The sequence below is a fragment of the Bacillus atrophaeus genome (assembly GCF_039519175.1).
GTDB classification, from domain to species: Bacteria; Bacillota; Bacilli; order Bacillales; family Bacillaceae; genus Bacillus; species Bacillus atrophaeus.
This window is the reverse complement of sequence record NZ_CP154443.1, coordinates 2,089,824-2,111,490: the sequence shown is the minus strand read 5'-3', so window position 1 is coordinate 2,111,490 and position 21,667 is coordinate 2,089,824. Positions and strand designations below refer to the sequence as shown.

12 protein-coding genes are annotated in these 21,667 nt (G+C 45.2%); 4 read left to right on the top strand and 8 right to left on the bottom strand.

Annotated elements, in window-relative coordinates; all coding sequences use genetic code 11:
* Positions 1-112 precede the first annotated feature (112 nt).
* The 3 genes from rlmD to AAHT65_RS10615 form a co-directional block, all read right to left on the bottom strand.
* A complete protein-coding gene (gene rlmD, locus AAHT65_RS10625; RefSeq protein WP_328184412.1) occupies positions 113-1,492 on the bottom strand; it encodes a 23S rRNA (uracil(1939)-C(5))-methyltransferase RlmD in 1,380 nt (459 codons plus the stop codon).
* Positions 1,493-1,547: 55 nt separating this feature from the next.
* Complete coding sequence (locus tag AAHT65_RS10620; protein WP_003328434.1) at positions 1,548-2,459, bottom strand: diacylglycerol kinase; 912 nt, start codon at positions 2,457-2,459, stop codon at positions 1,548-1,550.
* A gap of 174 nt (positions 2,460-2,633) precedes the next feature.
* Complete coding sequence (locus AAHT65_RS10615; protein ID WP_343311477.1) at positions 2,634-5,768, bottom strand: efflux RND transporter permease subunit; 3,135 nt, start codon at positions 5,766-5,768, stop codon at positions 2,634-2,636.
* A gap of 129 nt (positions 5,769-5,897) precedes the next feature.
* On the opposite strand from AAHT65_RS10615, the gene AAHT65_RS10610 reads away from it, so the two are divergent.
* A complete protein-coding gene (locus AAHT65_RS10610; protein ID WP_258728759.1) occupies positions 5,898-6,755 on the top strand; it encodes a TetR/AcrR family transcriptional regulator in 858 nt (285 codons plus the stop codon).
* A gap of 34 nt (positions 6,756-6,789) precedes the next feature.
* Here AAHT65_RS10610 and gatB read toward each other — a convergent pair whose 3' ends face one another.
* The 3 genes from gatB to gatC are packed head-to-tail and all read right to left on the bottom strand — an operon-like array spanning position 6,790 to position 9,997.
* On the bottom strand, positions 6,790-8,220 hold the full coding sequence (gene gatB / locus AAHT65_RS10605) for an Asp-tRNA(Asn)/Glu-tRNA(Gln) amidotransferase subunit GatB (protein ID WP_003328438.1): 1,431 nt from the start codon (positions 8,218-8,220) through the stop codon (positions 6,790-6,792).
* Between the two features lie 13 nt (positions 8,221-8,233).
* Positions 8,234-9,691: an Asp-tRNA(Asn)/Glu-tRNA(Gln) amidotransferase subunit GatA gene (gene gatA, locus AAHT65_RS10600; RefSeq protein WP_343311476.1), complete on the bottom strand. Its 1,458-nt coding sequence runs from the start codon at positions 9,689-9,691 to the stop codon at positions 8,234-8,236.
* A gap of 15 nt (positions 9,692-9,706) precedes the next feature.
* Positions 9,707-9,997, bottom strand: a complete 291-nt coding sequence (gatC, locus tag AAHT65_RS10595; RefSeq protein ID WP_003328442.1) for an Asp-tRNA(Asn)/Glu-tRNA(Gln) amidotransferase subunit GatC — start codon at positions 9,995-9,997, stop codon at positions 9,707-9,709.
* A gap of 411 nt (positions 9,998-10,408) precedes the next feature.
* Between gatC and putP the strand changes: the two genes are divergently transcribed.
* From putP to AAHT65_RS10580, 3 genes are all read left to right on the top strand, one after another.
* On the top strand, positions 10,409-11,887 hold the full coding sequence (putP, locus tag AAHT65_RS10590) for a sodium/proline symporter PutP (RefSeq protein WP_094231584.1): 1,479 nt from the start codon (positions 10,409-10,411) through the stop codon (positions 11,885-11,887).
* A gap of 105 nt (positions 11,888-11,992) precedes the next feature.
* A complete protein-coding gene (locus AAHT65_RS10585; protein ID WP_315916544.1) occupies positions 11,993-12,691 on the top strand; it encodes an MgtC/SapB family protein in 699 nt (232 codons plus the stop codon).
* Between the two features lie 113 nt (positions 12,692-12,804).
* Positions 12,805-14,184 (top strand): alkaline phosphatase, encoded by a 1,380-nt coding sequence (locus AAHT65_RS10580; RefSeq protein ID WP_343311475.1) that lies wholly within the window; start codon positions 12,805-12,807, stop codon positions 14,182-14,184.
* 69 nt (positions 14,185-14,253) lie between these two features.
* On the opposite strand, the gene AAHT65_RS10575 is transcribed toward AAHT65_RS10580, so the two are convergent.
* Together AAHT65_RS10575 and AAHT65_RS10570 are read right to left on the bottom strand one after the other, a co-directional pair.
* Entirely contained in the window at positions 14,254-15,255 is a 1,002-nt protein-coding gene (locus tag AAHT65_RS10575; protein WP_094231581.1) for a phosphotransferase enzyme family protein, read from the bottom strand.
* Complete coding sequence (locus tag AAHT65_RS10570; protein WP_343311474.1) at positions 15,248-21,667, bottom strand: HAD-IIIC family phosphatase; 6,420 nt, start codon at positions 21,665-21,667, stop codon at positions 15,248-15,250. The genes AAHT65_RS10575 and AAHT65_RS10570 overlap by 8 nt, the downstream gene beginning before the upstream one ends.

Here is a 21,667-nt window from a genome sequence, read left to right as displayed (position 1 = left end):
TACTATTTTAATACACCCCTGTTCTTAAATAGGACATTATTTACTATTATACAGGAAATTAAAAAGCTAGAGCCTCTCCTGATCCGAGAGGCTCTAGCTTTTTATAACTTCATTAATCCTCAATCTCAAGTACAGCCACACACTCCACATGATTCGTATGCGGAAACATATCCACAGGCTGCACCTCGCGCGTCGCATACCCGCCATCCTCAAGCACTCGCAGGTCTCTCGCAAGCGTGCCAGGATTACATGACACATATACCACCCGCTTCGGTTTCATCTCCACAATCGTGCGCAGGAGCGCTTCGTCGCAGCCTTTTCTCGGCGGGTCGACGACTAGCGTATCGGCCGTAATGCCTTCCTCATACCATTTCGGAATCACGGTTTCCGCTTCTCCAACCGCGAACTCTGCGTTTGTGATGCCGTTCAGCTCAGCGTTGCGTTTCGCATCTTCAATCGCTTCCGGCACAATCTCTACGCCGTACACTTTTTTCGCCTGCTTCGCCAAAAACAATGAAATCGTGCCGATTCCGCAATAGGCGTCAATCACTGTTTCTTCGCCTTTCAGCTCAGCATACTCTAGCGCTTTGTCGTACAGCACTTTTGTCTGCTCCGGGTTAACTTGGTAGAACGATCTGGCGGAGATGGCGAATTTGACGTCTCCGATGAGGTCGTAGATGTATTCTTCGCCCCAGATGACGTTTGTTTCGTTGCCAAAGATGACGTTTGTCTTATTTGGGTTGATGTTTTGCACGATTGATTTGACGTGCGGGAACGCTGCTGTGATGTCTTCGATGATCTTCGCTTTGTGCGGGAAGTCATTTGTTCTTGTGATGAAGACGATCATCATTTCACCCGTAACCACGCCGTATCTGACCATGATGTGGCGGAGCCAGCCTTTGTGGCGTTCTTCGTTGTAGGCTTTGACACCGTATGTTGCGCAAATGTCTTTGACGGCTTGGACGGCTTCGTCGTTTTTGGATTGCTGGATCAGGCAGGCGCTCATGTCGATGATATCATGGCTGCGCTGCTGATAGAATCCGGCGACGAGTCCGCCTTCTCGTTCTCCTACCGGCACCTGTGCTTTGTTTCTGTAGTTCCATGGGTCTTCCATGCCGAGTGTCGGGTGCACGGTGACATTGGACAGGTCCAGCTTGCCGATCCGTTCTAAGACGTCTTTGACTTGTTTCTGTTTAAACAAGAGCTGGCCTTCGTAGGTCATGTGCTGGAGCTGGCAGCCTCCGCATTGTTTGTAGATCGGGCAAGGAGCATCCGTTCTGTGCGGGCTTTCTTCCTTCATCTCGATCAAGCGGCCGAAGGCGAAGCCTTTTTTGACGCGCGTGACTTTGATTTGGGCTTTTTCTTCCGGCAGGGCGTTTGGCACGAAGATCGGGAAGCCCTGCACCTTTGCGACGCCCGCTCCTTCGTGGGTCAAATCCTCAAATGTCACGTCGTAGTATTCGTTTTTTTCTACTGGGGGTTTCATTTTCATATATGTTCACCTCTTCTAATAAGCAAGAAAAACTTGGCCGCCTAGAGACCAAGTTTTAATCATCCAGCTGTTCCGCTTTCTCTTTCGGCATGACCACGTGGATGTGGCGGTACAAATTCACGAATTCGCCCGGCAGCATCCCGCCGTATTCGCCGTCCAAATTGAGCTGCATCTTTTCAGATACATTGATTTTGACGCGGTTCGCTTTCGTATAAATAATATGCTGATCATTAATGTGCTCGCCGCGGAGCGCCAAACTTGCGACTCTGATAAATTCTGCGAGGTTGGCTTTCTTTAATATAATCAGGTCAAACATTCCGTCATTCAGGCTGGAATCCGGGGCCAGCTTTTCAAAGCCGCCGACTGAGTTTGTCAGCGTGACTAAGAACAGCATGATTTCGCCATGAAACAGCTTGCCGTCATATTCAATCTCGACTTCTGTCGGACGAAGCGAAGGCAGCATTTCCATCCCTTTTAAATAATAAGCAAGCTGGCCGAGCATCGTTTTCAGTTTGCTCGGAACATCATACGACAATTCGGTCAATCGCCCTCCGCCGGCAATATTAATGAAATACTGTCCGTTGACAAGTCCGATATCAATCGGGCGGGCGACGCCTTCAATTACGGTGTCCGCCGCTTTCAAAATATCTTCTCTCGGTATGCCGAGCGCTCTGGCAAAGTCGTTTGTTGTGCCGACTGGAATGATGCCGAGTGTCGGGCGGCGGTCTAATGGCGCCAGTCCGTTAACGACCTCGTTAATCGTTCCGTCCCCGCCTGCCGCGATAATCAGGTCAAATTCCCGCAGCGCCGCTTCTTTTGCGGCATGGGTCGCGTCTCCCGCACATGTCGTGGCATGAGTGGAGGTTTCATAGCCGGCTTGTTCAAATTTTTGAAGGACCTGGGCAAGATTTTTCTTAAAAAGCTCCCGTCCCGAAGTCGGATTGTATATAATTCGCGCACGTTTCATTATCTCATCATCCTACTTAAGAGTATCCGATCCATTTTTACACTAACAACCTTTAATTATACTATGAGTTATAAAAATCGCAACAAAATGAACAGGATTTGGCAGAAGAAAATGGGCCGATACGTAAAAAAAGCCCCAGCCCCCCTATCAGGAGCTAAGACTTTTTTTATGATCTTACTCTTCTTCCATGCCCGGCTTTTTCCGTCGGAACTTCGCCAATACTTCATATACAATCGGCACGATCAGAAGGGTAAGAAGTGTCGAACTGATTAAACCGCCGATAACGGTAACGCCGAGGCCTTTTGAGATGACCTGGCTTCCGCCTTCGAATCCAAGCGCCAACGGAATCAAAGCTCCGATTGTCGCGATAGCTGTCATCAGGATCGGACGGAGTCGTGTAGAGCCTGCTTCCAAGAGCGCTTCTCTCGTAGATAACCCTTCCGCTTCCTTATGAATCACGCGGTCAATTAAGACAATTGCGTTTGTGACAACGATACCGATCAGCATCAGCATACCGATCATCGCGTTCAGACTGATTGTCTCTCCGGATACATACAGACCGACTAATGCGCCGATTACTGTAAACGGCAGTGAGAACAGAATTGCAAACGGCGCCAATGCTCCGCCGAACGTAATCACCAGTACAAGATACACGATCGCAATGGCAGCAAGCATCGCTAAACCAAGCTTCGTAAAGGAATCAGCAATATCTGCGGAAACCCCGCCTGTATCAACTGATACATTATCAGGCAGCTCAAGCTTATCAACTTTCTTTTGCACAGCCGCAGAAATGCTTGTGACATTATCTGATGTTACTTCTCCTGTCACATCCGCATATACCTTGCCGTCCCGTTTGGAGACTGTATCAGATGTTGTGCCTTCTTTTACTTTTGCCACATCGCCGATCTTCACTTCTTTGCCGGTGGCTGATGTTATCTTTTTATTTTCTAAATCTTTGACGCTCTTATACTCGTCTTTTTCTGTTTTAATGTTGACATCAAGCTCTTTACCGTCTTTTTTGACAGTTGTCAGCGGAGCCTGTGATGTTTCTGACATTAACGCTTGAGAAATTTGAGAAGCTGTTAATCCCAGTTTGCTTAACTTCTCTTGGTCGGCCACAAATGTGTACTCATCATATGTGCTGGAAAGGCCTGAATTTACGTTTTTAAGATCTTTTTGATCTTTCATGATCTTTTCAATGTCTTTTACAGTGCCTTTAATATCACTCTCTGAATCTCCATACACATAATAGGTTAATTCATTGTTATTTCCGGATGAACTGAAATCCTGTGATTTCCATTCTCCCCGGTCGGATTGTTTCTTAATTTCTTTGAGCACGTTATCCTTCTCTTTATCAAAAGCAGGAGTATCATCTTCATACTTCACATAGAACAACGCACCATTTGAATTTCCGCCGGCCAGTGGATTTTCAGAGCCCAATGAATATTGAACCGTATCCACATGTTTGCGATCTAATAAGATTTTTTCAGCCTTTTCTGCTTCATCTTCTGCTTCACTTTTTGTTTCACCAGGCTCAGGGCTGTAAGTGATCTGCATTGTTTTTTCTGAGTCTGAAGGCAGGTAGCTCGCCCCGATTAACGGTACGAGGAACAAACTTCCGAGCAACATCAGAACAGCGATGATAGACGTAATCCATTTGTGGCTCAATGCCCAGTTCAGGACTTTTTTATAGAAGTTTGCCAGTCTGCCCGGCTTATGTTCCTTCGCCTTCACCGGAGCTCCTGATAACGATTTTTTGAACAGGCTGTGCGCGAGCATCGGCACAAGCGTGATCGAAATCAACAGGGATGCGGCAAGCGCAAATACGATCGTCAATGCGAACGGCATAAACAGTTCACCGATTTGGCCGCCTACCAATGCGAGCGGCAGGAATACCGCAATTGTCACAATTGTTGATGACATAATCGGTTTAAACATTTCTTTCGTCGCTTCACGAACCAAGGCTTTTCCGCGTAACGGTTCATCCTTGAGCCTCATGCGGCGGTAGATGTTCTCAATCACAACGATGGAATCATCGACAACCCGTCCGATCGCAACCGTCATCGCGCCAAGGGTCATGATGTTTAATGTAATATCAAGCTGATTCAGCGCAAGAAGCGCGATTAATAGTGATAATGGAATCGAAACGACAGAAATCAGCGTTGACTTAATATCTCTCAAGAATAAGAGGATAATCACAATCGCAAAAATCGCACCGAATACCGCTTTGCTTAACATTGTATCGACTGATTCTGTAATCGGTTCTGCCATATCAAGTGTTGAACTGTATTGGAAACCTTTATTGTCTTTTTTGTACTGCTTCAGTTCATCTTTGATCTGGTCGGCAACCTCTACAGTATTCGCATCATTAGCTTTGATGATGTTGATCCCGATACTGTCTTTTCCATTTGTGCGGGAAATAGATTCCGCTTTTCTTACATCTTTAATATCAGCAATGTCAGAGAGCTTAACCGTCGGCACATCTGTGCTTGCGCCTTGCTGTGCTTGGGAAGCCGCTTGTGCGCTCTGGGCTGCCGCTGCAGAAGATGCACTGCCAGAGCTTGCAGAAGCGGTCGGGATTCTCATATTCTTCAAATCTTTAATTGATTCAATATCGCCGCTTACGACAACTGATTTTTCTTGCTTTCCGAACGTGTACAGACCAAGCGGCGTCGTAACGTCAGAACCTTGGATCACTTGCTTGACTGTATCTTCATCAAGGCCGTAATCTTTCAGTTTGTCTTCTTTAAAAGAGAATTCAACTTCTTCAACCTGCTGTCCGGAAACTTGCACGGAAGCAACACCTTCAGTGCCTTCAAGTTTAGGAACAAGGCCGTTTTCCACCTTTTTCGTCAGGTCTTCAAGTGAATCTTTGTCGCTTGATACACTGAGCGTAAGGATAGGAAATGAATTCATGCTGTAGCGTGAAATTTCCGGGTCCTTCGTATCATCAGGCAGGCTGGCGTTCTCTAACGCTTCAGCAGCCTCTGTTTTGGCTTTGTCCATATCCTTCTCATAGTCATATTCAATCATGACAGAGGATGCATTTTCATATGAAGTGGACGTGACAACGCTCACTCCGTCTACATTTTGCACCGCTTGCTCAATCGGCTTTGTCACCTCATCAGCCACTTGGCTTGGGGTGGCACCGGGATATGTAGTACTTATTGTAAGGTAAGGCATGTTAACGTCAGGAATGGATTCTTGTTTCATATTCAAACCCGCATAAAGCCCTGCCACAGTCACAATAATGGTCATCAGCCAAACTGCGAATTTGTTCTTAAGTATAAAGTTAATAATGTGGTTCATCGTATCCTCCATTACATTTTTATTGACTGACTGGTCATTCTATATAATACTAAACGGTATAGCGCAACATCGTCAACCAAAAAGACAGAAATTTTTCTAAATATTTCAAGGATTAAGGGGAAGCACGTCATGAATGAAAAAAAAGAGAAAATCATTAAAACCGGCATTCACCTGTTTGCAAAAAAAGGGTTTTCTTCAACAACAATACAGGAAATAGCCAGTGAATGCGGAATATCAAAAGGTGCGTTTTATTTGCATTTTAAATCGAAAGAAGCGCTTCTTCTGTCTGCCTGTGAATATTACATCAGCATGTCCATGGACAATATGCAAAAGATAAAGGAAAAACATCACCATTTACCGCCTAAAGAAATCTTTAAAAAACAAATTACGCATCAATTACAAGAATTTCTTGAACATCGGGATTTCATTGTTTTACTGTTAAGCGAAAACGTCATTCCTGAAAATCAGAAACTGAAGCAATACTTCCATAACGCAAACATAGAGTTCAATAAACAATATCGCATGGCTCTCGTTTCCTCTTATGGAGATCGCATTGCACCGTTTTTATCGGATATATCCATAATGGCTCAAGGTATTGTGAACTCATATATTAATCTTTTGATTTTCAACGAACAAATCAAGCTTGATTTTGAACATCTTTCGCAGTTTATTATGGATAGGCTGGATGACCTCATTTATGGGCTTATTCAATCAGGTAAGAAAGCGATTCTTCCAGAAGAGATCTTCCGCGTGATACCAGCGGGCACGGAGCAAGTGCTGAAAGAAATTCGGAAAGTAAAGGAAAACGGAGAATTGTCTGATGATCTAATGATTTCACTCGAGGTCTTAGAAGAGGAATTCTCTAAAGAAGAACCCCGCAAACCGATTATTAAAGGAATGCTTTCTAATTTAACGGCAAGCAATGACGAAGAAATTGCACAGCTGCACTCAATCATTTCCGGTTATATCTCTGAATGCCGGTCATAAATAAAAAAAGCCGCCCATCACAGGCGGCTTTTTTTTATCGTTTTTTAATTTCGGCAAGCAAAATTTTGTTTACCATTGGCGGGTTCGCCTGGCCTTTTGACGCTTTCATGATTTGGCCGACGAGGAAACCGATCGCGCGGTCTTTCCCGTTTTTGAAATCCTCGATAGACTGAGGATTATTGTCTAACGCTTCAGTGACAAGCTTGAGAAGCGCGCCTTCGTCAGAAATTTGCACAAGGCCTTTTTCTTTGACGATCTTCTCTGCGTCGCCGCCTTTTTCAATCAATTCTTTAAACACTTTCTTCGCAATCTTGGAAGAAATCGTGCCTTTTTCAATTAATTGAATCATGCCCGCAAGCCCTTCAGGCGTAAGCGCGACATCAGCCAGCTCTTTTTGTTCCGCGTTCAGATAGGCTGACACTTCTCCCATCAGCCAGTTTGACGCTTGTTTTGCTTCCGCGCCTTTGGCAACCGTTTCTTCGAAGAAATCGGACATTTCCTTCGTCAGCGTAAGAACCTTGGCATCATACGCCGGAAGGCCGAGTTCGTCGATATAACGCTTGCGGCGTTCATCCGGGAGCTCAGGAATGCTTTCTTTTACACGCTGTTTCCAATCTTCATCAATATAAAGCTCGACAAGGTCAGGCTCAGGGAAGTAACGGTAATCATCTGAACCTTCTTTTACACGCATCAAGATGGTTTTCTTAGTCGATTCATCATAACGGCGTGTTTCCTGCTGAATCACACCGCCTGAAAGCAAGACTTGTTCTTGGCGGATTTCTTCGTGCTCAAGTCCTTTTTGGACAAACGCGAAGGAGTTCAGGTTTTTCAGCTCGGTTTTCGTTCCGAATTGCTCTTGGCCGATCGGACGAAGGGAAATGTTGGCGTCACAGCGCAGTGAGCCTTCTTCCATTTTACAGTCTGATACGCCGGTATATTGAATGATAGATTTTAGCTTTTCAAGATAAGCGTACGCTTCTTCCGGTGTGCGAATATCCGGCTCAGAAACGATTTCGACAAGCGGTGTTCCCTGGCGGTTATAGTCTACAAGTGAATAGCCATCGCCTGTATGCGTCAGCTTCCCTGCATCTTCTTCCAGGTGAAGGCGGGTAATGCCGATTTTTTTCGTTTTGCCGCCGACTTCGATTTCAATCCAGCCGTTCTCGCCGATCGGCTTGTCAAATTGAGAAATTTGATAGGCCTTCGGGTTGTCAGGATAGAAATAGTTTTTCCGGTCAAACTTCGTATCTGTTGCAATTTCGCAGTTCAGCGCCATTGCCGCTTTCATCGCGAATTCAACCGCTTCTTTATTTAAAACAGGCAAAACGCCCGGATAGCCAAGGTCGATGACGCTTGTCTGCGTATTTGCCGCTGCGCCAAACGGCGTTGGAGAGCTTGAAAAAATTTTAGATTTCGTTTTTAACTCAACGTGGACTTCAAGTCCGATTACCGTTTCAAAGTTCAATTCGTTTCACCCCTTACAGTTCAGGTTTTGCTTTATGATGGTCTGTTGCCTGCTCAAACGCATGGGCAACGCGGTATACAGTGCTTTCGTCAAAGTGTTTTCCGATAATTTGCAGGCCGAGCGGAAGTCCGTCCGCGAGTCCGCATGGCACGCTGATTCCCGGTACGCCCGCAAGGTTGACCGGAATTGTCAAGATATCGTTTGCGTACATTGTAAGCGGATCTTTCGTGTTTTCACCTAGTTTAAACGCAGGTGTCGGCGTAGTCGGTCCGACGATGACATCATAATTCTCAAATACGTCTTCGAAGTCTTTTTTAATGAGCGTCCGCACTTTTTGCGCTTTTTTGTAATAAGCGTCATAGTAGCCGGAACTTAGAGCAAACGTGCCAAGCATGATACGGCGTTTCACTTCATTGCCGAATCCCTCTGAACGCGTTTGTTTATAAAGATCAAGAAGGTTGTCCGCATTGTCAGTGCGGTATCCGTAGCGGATGCCGTCAAAACGGGCAAGGTTCGCTGACGCTTCTGAAGAAGAAAGCAAGTAATACGTCGCAAGAGCGTATTTGCTGTGCGGAAGAGATACTTCTTCCCAAGTGGCGCCGAGTCCTTCAAGTACCTTCAAAGCAGCCAGAACAGATTCTTTCGCTTCTTTTCCGACGCCTTCTCCGAGATATTCTTTCGGAACGGCAATTTTTAAGCCTTTAATATCGCCAGTTAATGAAGAAAGAAAATCAGGAACATCCACATTTGCGCTTGTCGCATCCATTTTGTCTACGCCTGAAATGGCCTGCAGCAAGAACGCGTTATCTTCAACTGATCTTGTGATCGGCCCGATTTGATCTAATGAAGATGCAAATGCAACCAATCCGTAACGGGACACTCGTCCGTATGTAGGCTTCAGTCCGACAACTCCGCAGAAGGAAGCCGGCTGGCGGATGGAGCCGCCCGTGTCAGAACCAAGGGAAAACGGCACTTCGCCCGCAGCAACCGCCGCAGCAGAGCCCCCGCTTGAGCCGCCCGGCACAGTATCCAGATTCCAAGGGTTTTTCGTCGGCTTAAACCCTGAGTTTTCAGTCGAAGAACCCATGGCGAATTCGTCCATGTTCAGCTTTCCGATCGTTACCGCTTCAGCATCCTGAAGGCGCTGAACGACAGTTGCGTCGTAAATCGGGTCAAAATTCTCAAGAATTTTGCTTGAGCACGTTGTGCGAAGCCCTTTTGTTACGATATTATCTTTCACGCCGATCGGCATACCGAATAGAAGGCCGTGCTCAGAACGGCTGTCAACCGCCTCGTCGAGTTCCTTCGCATACGCGCGCGCTTTTTCTTCATCAAGCTGCAAAAATGCCTGGACTTTTCCGTCCACTTCCTGAATTCGTTTATAAGATTGATCCACCAGATCAGAAATGCTGATCTCTTTTTTATGTATAAGCTGTTTTAATTCAGTTATTTTATGATCAAATAATGACATTCTGATATCCCTCCTCTAATCCAAGATTGATGGCACACGAATATAGCCGTCTTTATGGTCAGGAGCGTTTTTCATAACATCCTCAACCGGAAGACCTTTACCCGCTTCATCTTCTCTCATGACGTTTTTCATTTGCAGCACGTGAGTCGTAGGCTCCACATTGTCTGTGTCCACTTCATTGAGCTCCTCGGCAAATGAAATAATGCTGTCAAGCTGTTCTGTGAACATTTCCGCTTCTTCATCTGTAATCGCAAGTCTCGCTAAGTGGGCGACGTGCTTTACTTCTTCTATTGAAATTCGTGACATATTATCCACCTCCACATATTTCTCCGTTAAGTCATATAATACTGATCATATCAAAAACAAGCCCTTTAAAGCAACAAAACGCCTTGGGGCGGGCCTGTGTTTTCGAGACAATACCCTATATATTTTATACTAAAAAGAGGCAAAGGAGAAACGAAACATTTTTCTGAAAATTTTTACTTTAATTATTTTTGTAAGCGCTTTAATTATTACCCCTATCTAGGTTTATCACGATATTGATTTCTGATCATTCAGGTTTCGTCGGTTGAACCGCCGGGAATACTTTGTTAGGTTAAGTTAACAAGTGCACCTGCAAAAGGTTTCTTTTGTTTCGCACTTGCGCCAGGATGCTTAACTGGCACCATCAATTAGAGAGGTGATGCAACATTAATAGAATCGAAGAGAGGGTAAAACGTGAGTATTGAAATTATCATATCGTTAGGAATTTATTTTACTGCCATGCTGTTAATCGGCTGGTATGCATTTAAGAAAACAACCGATATCAACGATTACATGCTTGGAGGAAGAGGCCTCGGACCGTTTGTCACCGCATTGTCTGCAGGAGCGGCGGATATGAGCGGATGGATGCTGATGGGAATTCCAGGGGCAATGTTTGCTACAGGGCTTTCCACATTATGGCTTGCACTCGGTTTGACAATCGGCGCATATTCGAACTATCTTCTTCTGGCTCCGCGTCTTAGAGCGTATACGGAAGCAGCGGATGACGCGATTACGATTCCCGATTTCTTTGATAAACGATTCCAGCATTCTTCATCAGTGCTGAAAATTGTATCAGCTTTAATTATTATGATCTTTTTCACATTGTATACTTCTTCAGGTATGGTATCAGGCGGAAGATTATTCGAATCTGCTTTTGGAGCCGATTATACACTTGGACTCCTGCTGACTGCCGGCGTTGTCGTGTTATATACATTGTTTGGCGGTTTCCTTGCTGTCAGTCTGACTGACTTTGTACAGGGTGCGATCATGTTTGCAGCACTAGTGCTTGTGCCGATCGTTGCTTTTACCCAGCTGGGCGGCGTGTCTCCTGCTTTACATGAGATTACAGCTGTAGACCCAAAGCTATTGGATATTTTTAAAGGCGCGAGCGTCATTAGCATTATTTCTTATTTGGCCTGGGGCTTAGGCTACTACGGCCAGCCTCATATCATTGTCCGTTTTATGGCGATTAAGCATATCAAGGATTTAAAGCCTGCGCGCAGAATCGGTATGAGCTGGATGGTTATATCCATTCTCGGGTCAACCGTAACAGGTTTAGTCGGTGTGGCTTACGCGCATAAATTCGGAGTTGCTGTAAGCGATCCTGAAACGATTTTCATTATTTTTTCTAAAATATTGTTCCATCCTCTAATTACGGGATTTTTGCTATCTGCTATTTTAGCGGCGATTATGAGTTCGATCTCTTCTCAGCTGCTGGTAACAGCGAGCGCGATGACAGAGGATTTATACCGGACATTTTTCAGACGTGAAGCATCTGATAAAGAATTGGTCATGACCGGCCGGCTGTCAGTATTGATTATCGCTGTCATTGCGATTCTGATGTCCTTGAATCCAAGCAGCACCATTCTTGATTTGGTTGGTTATGCATGGGCCGGGTTCGGTTCTGCTTTTGGGCCTGCTATTCTTCTGAGTCTGTATTGGAAACGGATGACTGAATGGGGCGCCCTTTCAGCCATGGTTGTGGGAGCTGCGACAGTATTAATTTGGATAACAACTGGTTTAGCGGATTCTACAGGTATCTATGAAATGATTCCAGGATTTTTCCTGAGTATGATTGCCGGTATCATCGGAAGCTTTATTACAAAGCGGCCTGCAAAAGCCTCTTACCGATTATTCGGCGTCATGGAAAAGCTGTTAATGCGCAAAAAGTAATCCAAAAGCCATCAAGCACTGCTTGGTGGCTTTTGTGCTCTTGTTTTGCGATAAATACTGTGAGAAAATCATATTTATTTAAAAACACCATAGATAAGGGGGAAGTTGCTGTTGAGCTGGTATATTGATCCTGACATTTTATTAAAATTGGGCATTGCCACTTTGATTGGCATGATCATCGGTCTTGAGCGGGAGTTAAAAAATAAACCCCTTGGGTTAAAGACCTGTATCGTGATCGCCGTCAGCTCATGCATGTTGACGATTGTCAGTATTAACGCGGCATATCATTTCCCTAAATACTACCGCATCATGATGGACCCGCTGCGGCTGCCGGCGCAAATCATCTCCGGGGTCGGTTTTATCGGTGCCGGTGTTATTCTAAGGAAAAGCAATGATGTCATTTCCGGTTTGACCACATCCGCCATGATTTGGGGAGCGGCCGGACTCGGCCTTGCCACCGGCGCAGGCTTCTATAAAGAAGCATTCGTCAGCCTCCTGTTCATTTTGATCAGCGTGGAAGTTTTGCCGTGGCTGATCAGAAAAATCGGTCCCGACCGCTTGCAGGAAAAAGACATCCGCATCAGAATGTCGCTGTCCGATAAAAACAAAATGACAGAGATCTTAAAAGAAATGAAAAGAAGAAATATTAAAACATACTCCGTCCGAATCGATGACCTTCATGAAAAAGAATTTCCGATCATGGAAGTCAAGGTACGTGTCCATAAAAAAAGATACACGACTGATGTCTACTATGATATCAAAGACATTGAAGGTGTGGTCGGCGTGAAGTGCGATACATTATAAAAGCCAATGGGGCATTATTTCCCTATTGGCTTTTTGTATGGTTGAAAAAAACATTGAAGTCTCTATTATATTCAAATAAAATACATATTAGTAAAATAATATAATGAAAGGAGATGTTTCTTATTTCAACCCGGTTCACAGTAACTGTCACCCTCATTTTGACTGCTTTCTTATGTATTTTTGCTGTAACAGAATTTATTTCCCCTTCTATTTCTCAATCATCTAAGAGCAGCCACAGCAAGAGTCCCAAAAATATTATCTTTATCGTCGGAGACGGAATGGGTATGCCTATGATTAACAGCTATAGAACATTAAAAAGCGAAAAGCTGAACACTCCCGTACAAACAGCATGGGATTCTTATTTAACAGGAGTGCAGATGACACACCCCAATGATCCTAGAGACAATATCACTGATTCATCTGCTGCTGCAACCGCCATGGCAACCGGAACGAAAACATACAATGACGCCATTGCTGTAGACAACAAACATCAGCAGCTCAAAAGCGTAACAGAAGCTGCCAAAGAGAAAAAGATGTCCGTCGGCTTCGTCGTGACTTCGGACTTAACCGACGCCACTCCCGCTGCTTTTGGCGTACATAACGTCTCACGGAAAAATTACACTGAAATCGCCGATCAATTCTATGATGATCGCGTTAACGGATCCCATAAAGCTGATATTTTACTGGGAGGCGGAGCGAAATATTTCATTCGTAAGGATCGAAACCTGGCTGAGGAATTCCAAAAAGACGGCTATCATTATGTGACCACAAAGCAAGACCTGAAAAAAAATCAGCACGGCAAGCTGCTCGGGCTGTTTGGAGAGGTTGAATTGGATAAAGCGATTGACAGAGAGAACAGTACACCTTCTCTACAAGACATGACAGAAGCAGCACTCAGACAGTTACAAAAGAACAAAAACGGTTTTTTTATGCTTCTGGAAGGAAGCAATATTGACAATGCAGCCCATGAAAATGATGTGGTAGGCGCTTTGAGCGAAATGGAAGACTTCGAGAAGGCCGTTCAATCGGCGCTTGATTTCGCAAAAAGAGATAAAGAAACATTGGTTATCATCACCGCTGATCACTCTACAGGCGGGTTCTCCTACGGCGCTGAAGGCATGACGCGCGAGACCGGCTATAAATGGGACCCTGCTCCGATCATCGCCGCAAAAAAAACGCCGGGCTATATGGCGGAGAAGATCGCTGAAGGGCAAGATGCCGAAAAGGTACTGAGCACTTATATTGATATGGAACTGACGGAAAGTGAGATAAATCAGGTGAAAAACGCAGCCTCACAATCGGATACAGCAGCTGTTCAAAAAAGTATTCAACTGATTTTTGATAAACGGTCTTTTTCAGGCTGGACGACATTAGCCCACACCGGGGAAGACGTACCGGTTTATGCTTACGGGCCGGGAAAGGAAAAATGGAAGGGACTCATCGACAATACGCAGCAGGCAAAAAACATTTTTGCTATTTTAGAACAAAAATAAAAAGCTCCGGCGCACAGCCGGAGTTTTTTATAAGAAGCGCCGGTCCCGAACAGGATCGGCGCGTATTTCTTAAGCCAAAGCCGAAAAGTCAAATTCGGTTATCGGCGTTTGATTTTCGATATCGTTTCTGAATCCCTTCAGCATTTCTTTTTCTTCTTCTCCTATTGAATCAAGGTCAAACATTTGATGCAGTAATCCATAAATCAGCATATGGCGCAGGCGAAGGAAATCCGGGATTTTCTTGAGCCATACGGCATCAATTTCATTTTCCTCCCTGTAGCCTTTCATAAAATTCGTCATAAATTCTTCTGTAAAAGCAGTTTTATTTTTATATGGAATAACCGGATACCACAGCACATTGTAGAGAAGGATGCTTATATCATTAACGAACCAGTTATAGCCGATATCATCAAAATCAAACGTAGTGATTTTCCCATGATCCCAGTTAAAATTTCCATGGTGCAGATCAGCGTGAACCAAGCCGTAACTATCCCGCCCCTTTGGCAACTGATGCAGCTCTTTCATTAAAGCATCCGCCTGCTGAAAAACCTTTGTCTGGTCTTCAGGAACATACTTTCTGAGCTTCAACTGTTCCTCTTCATCCCACTCCTGTCTTTTAAAAACGGGATTACTCAGTTTGTAGCTTTTTGTCAGACTGTGCATTTTCCCTGTATATCTGCCAAGCTCAAAAAATAGATTTTCATTCCAGTCAGATTCGTCTACTTTATGCCCAGGCGCTTTCTCATATACTCTGAGTAAAAACGCTCCGCCATTTCCATCTGGCACTTCCTCAACGTCTTTTCCATTTAGCGACGGGATCGGTTTGGCTACAGAAAGTCCTCCTTCAGCAAGGTGATGGAGCCACTCCATTTCCCCCATAATGTAATTAGGCGACCTGCGAATCGAGTGTGTAATCTTTAAAATATAAGATTCGTTGTCTTTAGCAAACTCATACACATAGTTTTCCGCATCCGCTAAGAATTGCACCTGCTCTCTTGTAAATCCATATATAACGGCAGCTTCTGTCAGAACCTTTTCTTCATCGAATATTGCTTTAATATCTTTATGCATGCTGATTCTCCCTTTTCATATATTTAGATAATTCTCTTATCGTGTGTTTTTTTACAAAATTCAAATCATTAACATACCAGCCCTTCTTTTCCATCTCTACTTCCATTTTGACAGCGAGAAGCGAATTTCCTCCTAAATCAAAGAAATCTTTGTCAATTCCTACATGATCCAAGTGGAGAATATCCTTCCAAATGTCCGCGAGTATTTTTTGCTGTTCTGTTTCCGGCCCGCTTTCTTCTGCTTCGGCTCCTATATGTTCCTTCGCTAATAAAGCACGCAAATGCTCCGGCCGGTTTGTATCTAAGGCAATTAAATATGGAGAATGCAGGGATTGTTCAGCATACAGCACTTCCCAATGAGCATTTGTGTTTTCAATGAAAGCTTGGGGCAATACATCACTTGCAGCCGCTTTCTCCGTTACGTGCGGCGCAGGCTGCCGAGACGATCCCCATTCGATATGCCCGCTTCGATCCTCTACATCATACACAGAGATGTGATAAACCGGACCCGTTTCTTCTTCAAAACGATGCGCAGCCAAGAACTCAGAAAAGGCGCGATTTCTGCCTGAATCCTTAAACTCCAAGGATAGCGTCGGGAGCTGTTTTTCCCGTGCATATGAAGCAAGCCCCGACAGCACTTTATGTTCAATGCCTTTGCCTAATGCACGGCAGCTGAGCAGAAATGTATCGATCTTTAATGAGTCTTCCATTAGGACTCCCATGATCGCACCAACAATGCCTTCATCACTAAATCTGTCCGCCGCTTCAACAATCCAGCCGATGTGTCCGTCCGTATCAAGCCGCTGGGCAAGCTTCACCTCACGATAAACCGACGGATTCAAATTGAACTGATTGATCCTCGCACTCATTTGAGCGACACGCGGCAAATGCTCTTCTGTCATTTCAGTCAAAGCTACACGCAGCCCTAAGCCGGAGAGAAATTCCTCAAGTGAACGGGCCGTTTTGAGATCTATTTTTCTTTCTTGCGCGGCCAAGTACCGTTCCGTGCGTTTATGATCAGCTTCTGTCACTCTGAACCTGTCAAATGCCCAGATGTGTTCTAAAAACATTGGGATGGATTCCGTATCAGACGGCAGTAGCAAGGTCAGAACCTCAGGCAAGCGTTCGTTCATTTCAAGGCATTGAGCAGGATCATCATCTAAAAACATAAACCGATCCGCAGAGATGTTCAGCTCATCCGCCATTTCTTTAATATTTCTCGCTTTTTCATTCCAATTAACGCGAGATAGGACAAAGTCTTCCTTCTGCAAAATCATATCCGGATGACGTTCAAATACATCCCAGACGTCTTCTTCGTTGTTTCTGCTTGTCAGCACAAGAAGCAGACCCTCTTCTTGTTTTTTCTTAAAGAATCGCTGCAGCGCTTGATGAGCAGGAGTAACGGTGATCCCATCCGCCCCAGCTTCAGACACTGTGCCGCTCCACAACGTGCCGTCACAATCGATGGCAGCCGCTTTAAATGGAGGCTTCAGCCATGCCGTAAGTTCGCGCGCCACCCGTGTTCCCATCGCCGCATAAAACTCTTCAGTGAACGGTATTCGTGCCGCTCGTTCACTTTGCGGGTCAAAAATATCATCAAGCTGGTACGTTTGTTGAAGAGTGCGGAGATCAACCAGATGGATATCCTTTTCGTCAGCTAGCTGCGATACCCAATTTTGCTGTGCCTGCATGATGATGTCCCAGAGCCGCCCTTCTCCCATGTTTTCCAGTGGCAGCAATCCGATGAAATAAGGCACTTCCTTTTTCTTTTGCTTGATGATGGCAAGCAGTTCGTCTGAATTATATTGAAGGTGAGAGATTCTTTCTTCCAAAGAGAGCCCAGCATCTCCCGCCATGTCCTCAAGACGGATCAGGAGCAGATTAGCACCGTTTTTTTGGCGTGACAGCAGGCTTTCTTCATTAAGTAATTCTTGAAACACCTGTCCGTAAGGAGACAGTTTTACGTCAAGATGAATATCAAACTGTTTACCCCACCATTTTAGGTAAGGCACAATCGGATCAGCTGTGAAATTGGAACAAACAGCTAATGGACACTCAATTGTTCGGTTTGCTTCTCTCTCCCTTTTTCGCTTTGTCTCTTCCTGTTCTTTTTGGCTGAGCACCGGGATGTCCTTTATGATTTTTTCGGGCTCTTCTGCAGCTCTTTCGGCAAGAGAGATAAAATGAGAAACAAACGCCTGCATAGATTCATGAGTGAAAAGAGACCGGTTGTATTGAAGCACACATTTAAGCTCTCCCGTCACTTCTTTCACAACATCCATTTTCATATCAAGCTTTGAAATGCCCTTTGCAAATTCATATGTTTCAAATGTCAGTCCATCAGCCTCTATTTTTATATTCGGGTCATACTCATTGTGATAAATCAGCATGGTGTCAAAGAAAGGATTGTGATTCGGCTTGATCACCGGCTGGAGTGCTTCCGCCATTTGATCATATGGATAATCCTGATGGTCATATGCTTCAAGCAATGTTTTCTTCGTGTATTGAAGGTTATCAGCAAACGATTCTTCTGGATTTAAATGAACTTTAATCGGAAGGAAGTTCGTAAACATACCGATTGTATGCTCAATATCCGCATGACGCCGGCCTGCCACCAATGAGCCGATCATCAGCTCCTGCTGGTCTGTATAGCGGGACAGGAGCATGGCATAAAGCTGGAACAGCATGACGTTGTTCGTCAGCTGCTGCGCCTCTCCGATTTTCTCAAGCTTTTCTAAAACGTGCGGAGGAATTGTAAACTTGATTGCCCTGCCTAAAAAGCTCTGTTCTTTACGCTCATAATCAAGAGGCATATCCAGCACAGGCACTTCGCCCTCAAGCTGTTTCAGCCAATACTCTTTTTGGCGTTTAAACATTTCACTTTCGAAAAATGACTGCTGCCACTCCGCGTAATCCTTGTACTGGACCATGCTACCGGAAAGCTGTTCTCCTCTGTATAATTGGGTAAATTCTTTGATGAAAATATTCATTGAGGCGCCGTCTGCCACAATATTATGCATATCAACCAGCAGCGCGTGCTTTTCTTCCTCAATTTTGACGAATTTTACCCGAATTAATGGGGAGACCTTGAGATCAAACGGCCGTATAAATGAACGGATTTCGTCATCAAGCTCGTCCATGTTCGCTTGTGTTTGTTCAATTGAAAAATCAAATTGCTGATGGATTCTCTGAACAGGCTCTCCATCCTTTATTTCAAACGTCGTACGAAGTGTTTCATGTCTTTCTATCAGTCGTTTAAACGTATCCTCGAAGCGGGCGGCATCAATTTTTCCAAGGCATAAAAGAGCCATCGGCATGTTATACGTGGTAACCTGCCCGATTCTTTGATGAATTAAATACGTTCTCCGCTGTGCCGCTGACAGCCTGTAGACATCTTTTTTCTCCGCAGGCTGAATAGCTGTATATTGATTTCGGTCAGAGCGCTCGATAAGCGCGGCAAGCGTACGGATTGTCGGATGCTGAAACACGTCGCTTAACGTAAGGTCCGCTCCAAATTCCTTGTGTATGCGGGAAATGAGGCCGGTGGCATTTAATGAATGCCCGCCTGTTTCGAAAAAGTGAGCATCCAAGGTGACACGTTGGACTCCGAGAATGTCCTTCCACATGACGGCCAAAGCCGCTTCTGTCTCAGTAAATGGAACATCAGATTCAGTATCATCAGTCTGTCCGTCATTTGTTTGCTCTGGCACCAAAAGCTGAAAGTCTTCCGCTGACCGTGCTCCCGGCTGTTCTTTTACCCGATCAATCCAGTAGCGCTCTCTTTCAAAAGGATACGTCGGAAGCGGAATGAGGCGGTATTGTTCCTGATCATAAAAAGCTTTCCAATCGATCGGAACCCCGTGCAGCCACACATCTCCCAGCCTGCTCAGCAAATAACGGTAATCGGTGGCTGACTCCTTCGGATGCCTCAACAGCTGGATCGCGATTTGCGACTGATCCTCCGCCTGATACAGCTTGCTGACAAACGAACGTAAAGCATTTCCTGGGCCGACCTCTATAAAAATCGGATTCAATTCTTCTTTTAAACGTTTTGCGCAGTCCATAAATCTGACGGTCCCCCGCAAATGATGAGCCCAATATGCCGGGTCTCCGGCTTCTTCGTCTGTGATCCAGTCCCCTGTTACATTTGAGACAAACGGAATCTTTTGATTTTTAAATTGATAGGCTGAGAGTTTATGTTTCATGTTCTCTAAAACCGATTCCATCATATGTGAATGGAAAGCATGAGATGTATGGAGCTTTCTGCAGTTGTGCCCCTCGGCGCTCAACTTCCTTTCCAATGCCTCAATCGCGTCTGATTCCCCTGATACAACACATGAATCCGGTGCATTCACAGCAGCGATTGAAACCGTTCCGTCTGTATACGGTTTGATCTCAGCTTCGCTTAAAGAAACGCTGAGCATGGAACCGGACGGCAGTTTTTGCAGTGCAGCTCCTCGAAAACTCACGATTTCAAGAGCATCTTCCAAAGAGAGCACACCTGAAATTGCTGCAGCTGTATACTCCCCAATACTGTGTCCTGCCATTGCTTTTGGCTTAATTCCCCAGTGGATCAGCATTTTCGCAAGTGAATATTCGATACAGAATAGAAGAGGCTGCGTATATTCAGTTTGATTAATCAATCCTGCATCATGCTGATTATCATTTGAGAAAAGTACCGTGCGCGGATCTGTATCCATGTGATTTTTTAATATGTCAAAACAGTCATCGAGCTCTGCCCTGAAAACCGGTACGGTATCGTAGAGCCCTTTAGCCATATCAACATACTGCGCTCCCTGTCCTGGGAAAAGAAAGACCACGGGCCGGCTTGCAGTTTGAGAGCTTCCGGTTTTAACAGACTCATGGCGGTTTTCATGAATAGCTTGAAGAAGCTCAGACACATCCGAGGCCACAATGGCTTTTTTATAAGGGAACGAATGTCTCCCCGTTTTAAGCGTGTATGCTGCATCAGCCAGATTGACCTGCTGATTTTTCATAAAATAGTCTGATAGCCGATCTGTCATGTTATCTAACGCTGCCGGCGTTTTGGCTGACAGCACGAAGAGTTCCGCATCATGTCTTTGACCTGTCCCGTGCTCTGCCGGCGCTTCTTCCAATATGACATGGGCGTTTGTTCCCCCTATGCCGAATGAGCTGACACCCGCCCTGCGCGGGAATTCATTTTCTTCCCAAGGGGTGAGTCCCGTATTGACGACAAATGGCGATTGTGCAAAATCGATTTTGGCGTTTGGTTTTTCAAAATTCAGGGTCGGCGGGATCACCTTATGCTTTAAGCTGAGTACAGCCTTCATAAATCCAGCCACACCTGACGCATCATTTAAATGACCGATGTTGGATTTGACAGACCCTATTCTGCAGTAACCGCGGCGGTCTGTTTGATAGGCTTGCTTTAAAGCCTCAATCTCTATTGGATCACCAAGTGTCGTGCCTGTGCCGTGAGCCTCAACATACGTAATGGTTTCAGGATCAACCTCGGCTATGTGCAGGGCTGTTTTGATGGCTGTCACCTGACCTTTTGTGCTCGGCGCCGTATATCCCACCTTTCGGCTGCCGTCATTATTGACCGCCGTTCCTTTTATCACAGCGTAAATATGGTCTCCGTCTGCTTCGGCATCCTCAAGCGTCTTTAAAATCACAGCTCCTGCCCCGTCTCCAAAAACTGTACCTGCCGCCTCATTGTCAAAGACGCGGCAATGTCCGTCTGGAGAATGAATCATGCCTTCTTGATAGAGATATCCAGATTTTTGCGGAAGGCGAATGGAGACACCTCCTGCGACCGCCATATGGCAGTCACCATTTAATAAAGCCTGAACGGCAAGGTGAATAGAGACCATCGAGGTCGAGCAAGCGGTTTGCACCATCATGCTCGGCCCTTTTAGATTGAGTTTATAGGAAATAAGTGTCGCCATGTAATCCCTCATATTTAAAACAGCCGTTTCAAGCGTTTTTGAGTCTTCTCCCGATTTAGCACCCTGAAGAGCCCTCAGCACCCATTCTGCATTCAGGCCGGCTCCGGTATAAAGACCGATCTGTCCTTTATAAGTGAAGGGATCATAGCCGGCATCTTCCAACGCAGTCCACACGCATTCATGAAAGATGCGAAACTGCGGATCCATCATGGCCGCTTCCTTCGGCGTATAGTCAAAGAAGCCGGCGTCAAACAAGTCTACGTCCTCCACAATTCCTTTTGCTTTTACAAATCGCGGATCATTCAGCAGCTCTTCATCGACGCCCTCTTCTTTCAGTTCCTCATCAGTGAAAAAAGAAATCGTCTCTTTCGCATTTATCAAATTGCTCCAAAACTCCTGCATGTTTTTCGCTCCCGGAAATCGGCCTGCCATTCCGATAACAGCAATTTCAGCTCCGTGATTCGAATTGTTAGAATTACTCAT

Coding starts and splice junctions, on each gene's coding strand:
- rlmD (WP_328184412.1), bottom strand. CDS start 1,492: ATGAAAATGAAACCCCCAGTAGAAAAAAACGAATACTACGACGTGACA.
- AAHT65_RS10620 (WP_003328434.1), bottom strand. CDS start 2,459: ATGAAACGTGCGCGAATTATATACAATCCGACTTCGGGACGGGAGCTT.
- AAHT65_RS10615 (WP_343311477.1), bottom strand. CDS start 5,768: ATGAACCACATTATTAACTTTATACTTAAGAACAAATTCGCAGTTTGG.
- AAHT65_RS10610 (WP_258728759.1), top strand. CDS start 5,898: ATGAATGAAAAAAAAGAGAAAATCATTAAAACCGGCATTCACCTGTTT.
- gatA (WP_343311476.1), bottom strand. CDS start 9,691: ATGTCATTATTTGATCATAAAATAACTGAATTAAAACAGCTTATACAT.
- gatC (WP_003328442.1), bottom strand. CDS start 9,997: ATGTCACGAATTTCAATAGAAGAAGTAAAGCACGTCGCCCACTTAGCG.
- AAHT65_RS10580 (WP_343311475.1), top strand. CDS start 12,805: ATGTTTCTTATTTCAACCCGGTTCACAGTAACTGTCACCCTCATTTTG.
- AAHT65_RS10575 (WP_094231581.1), bottom strand. CDS start 15,255: ATGCATAAAGATATTAAAGCAATATTCGATGAAGAAAAGGTTCTGACA.
- AAHT65_RS10570 (WP_343311474.1), bottom strand. CDS start 21,667: ATGAGTAATTCTAACAATTCGAATCACGGAGCTGAAATTGCTGTTATC.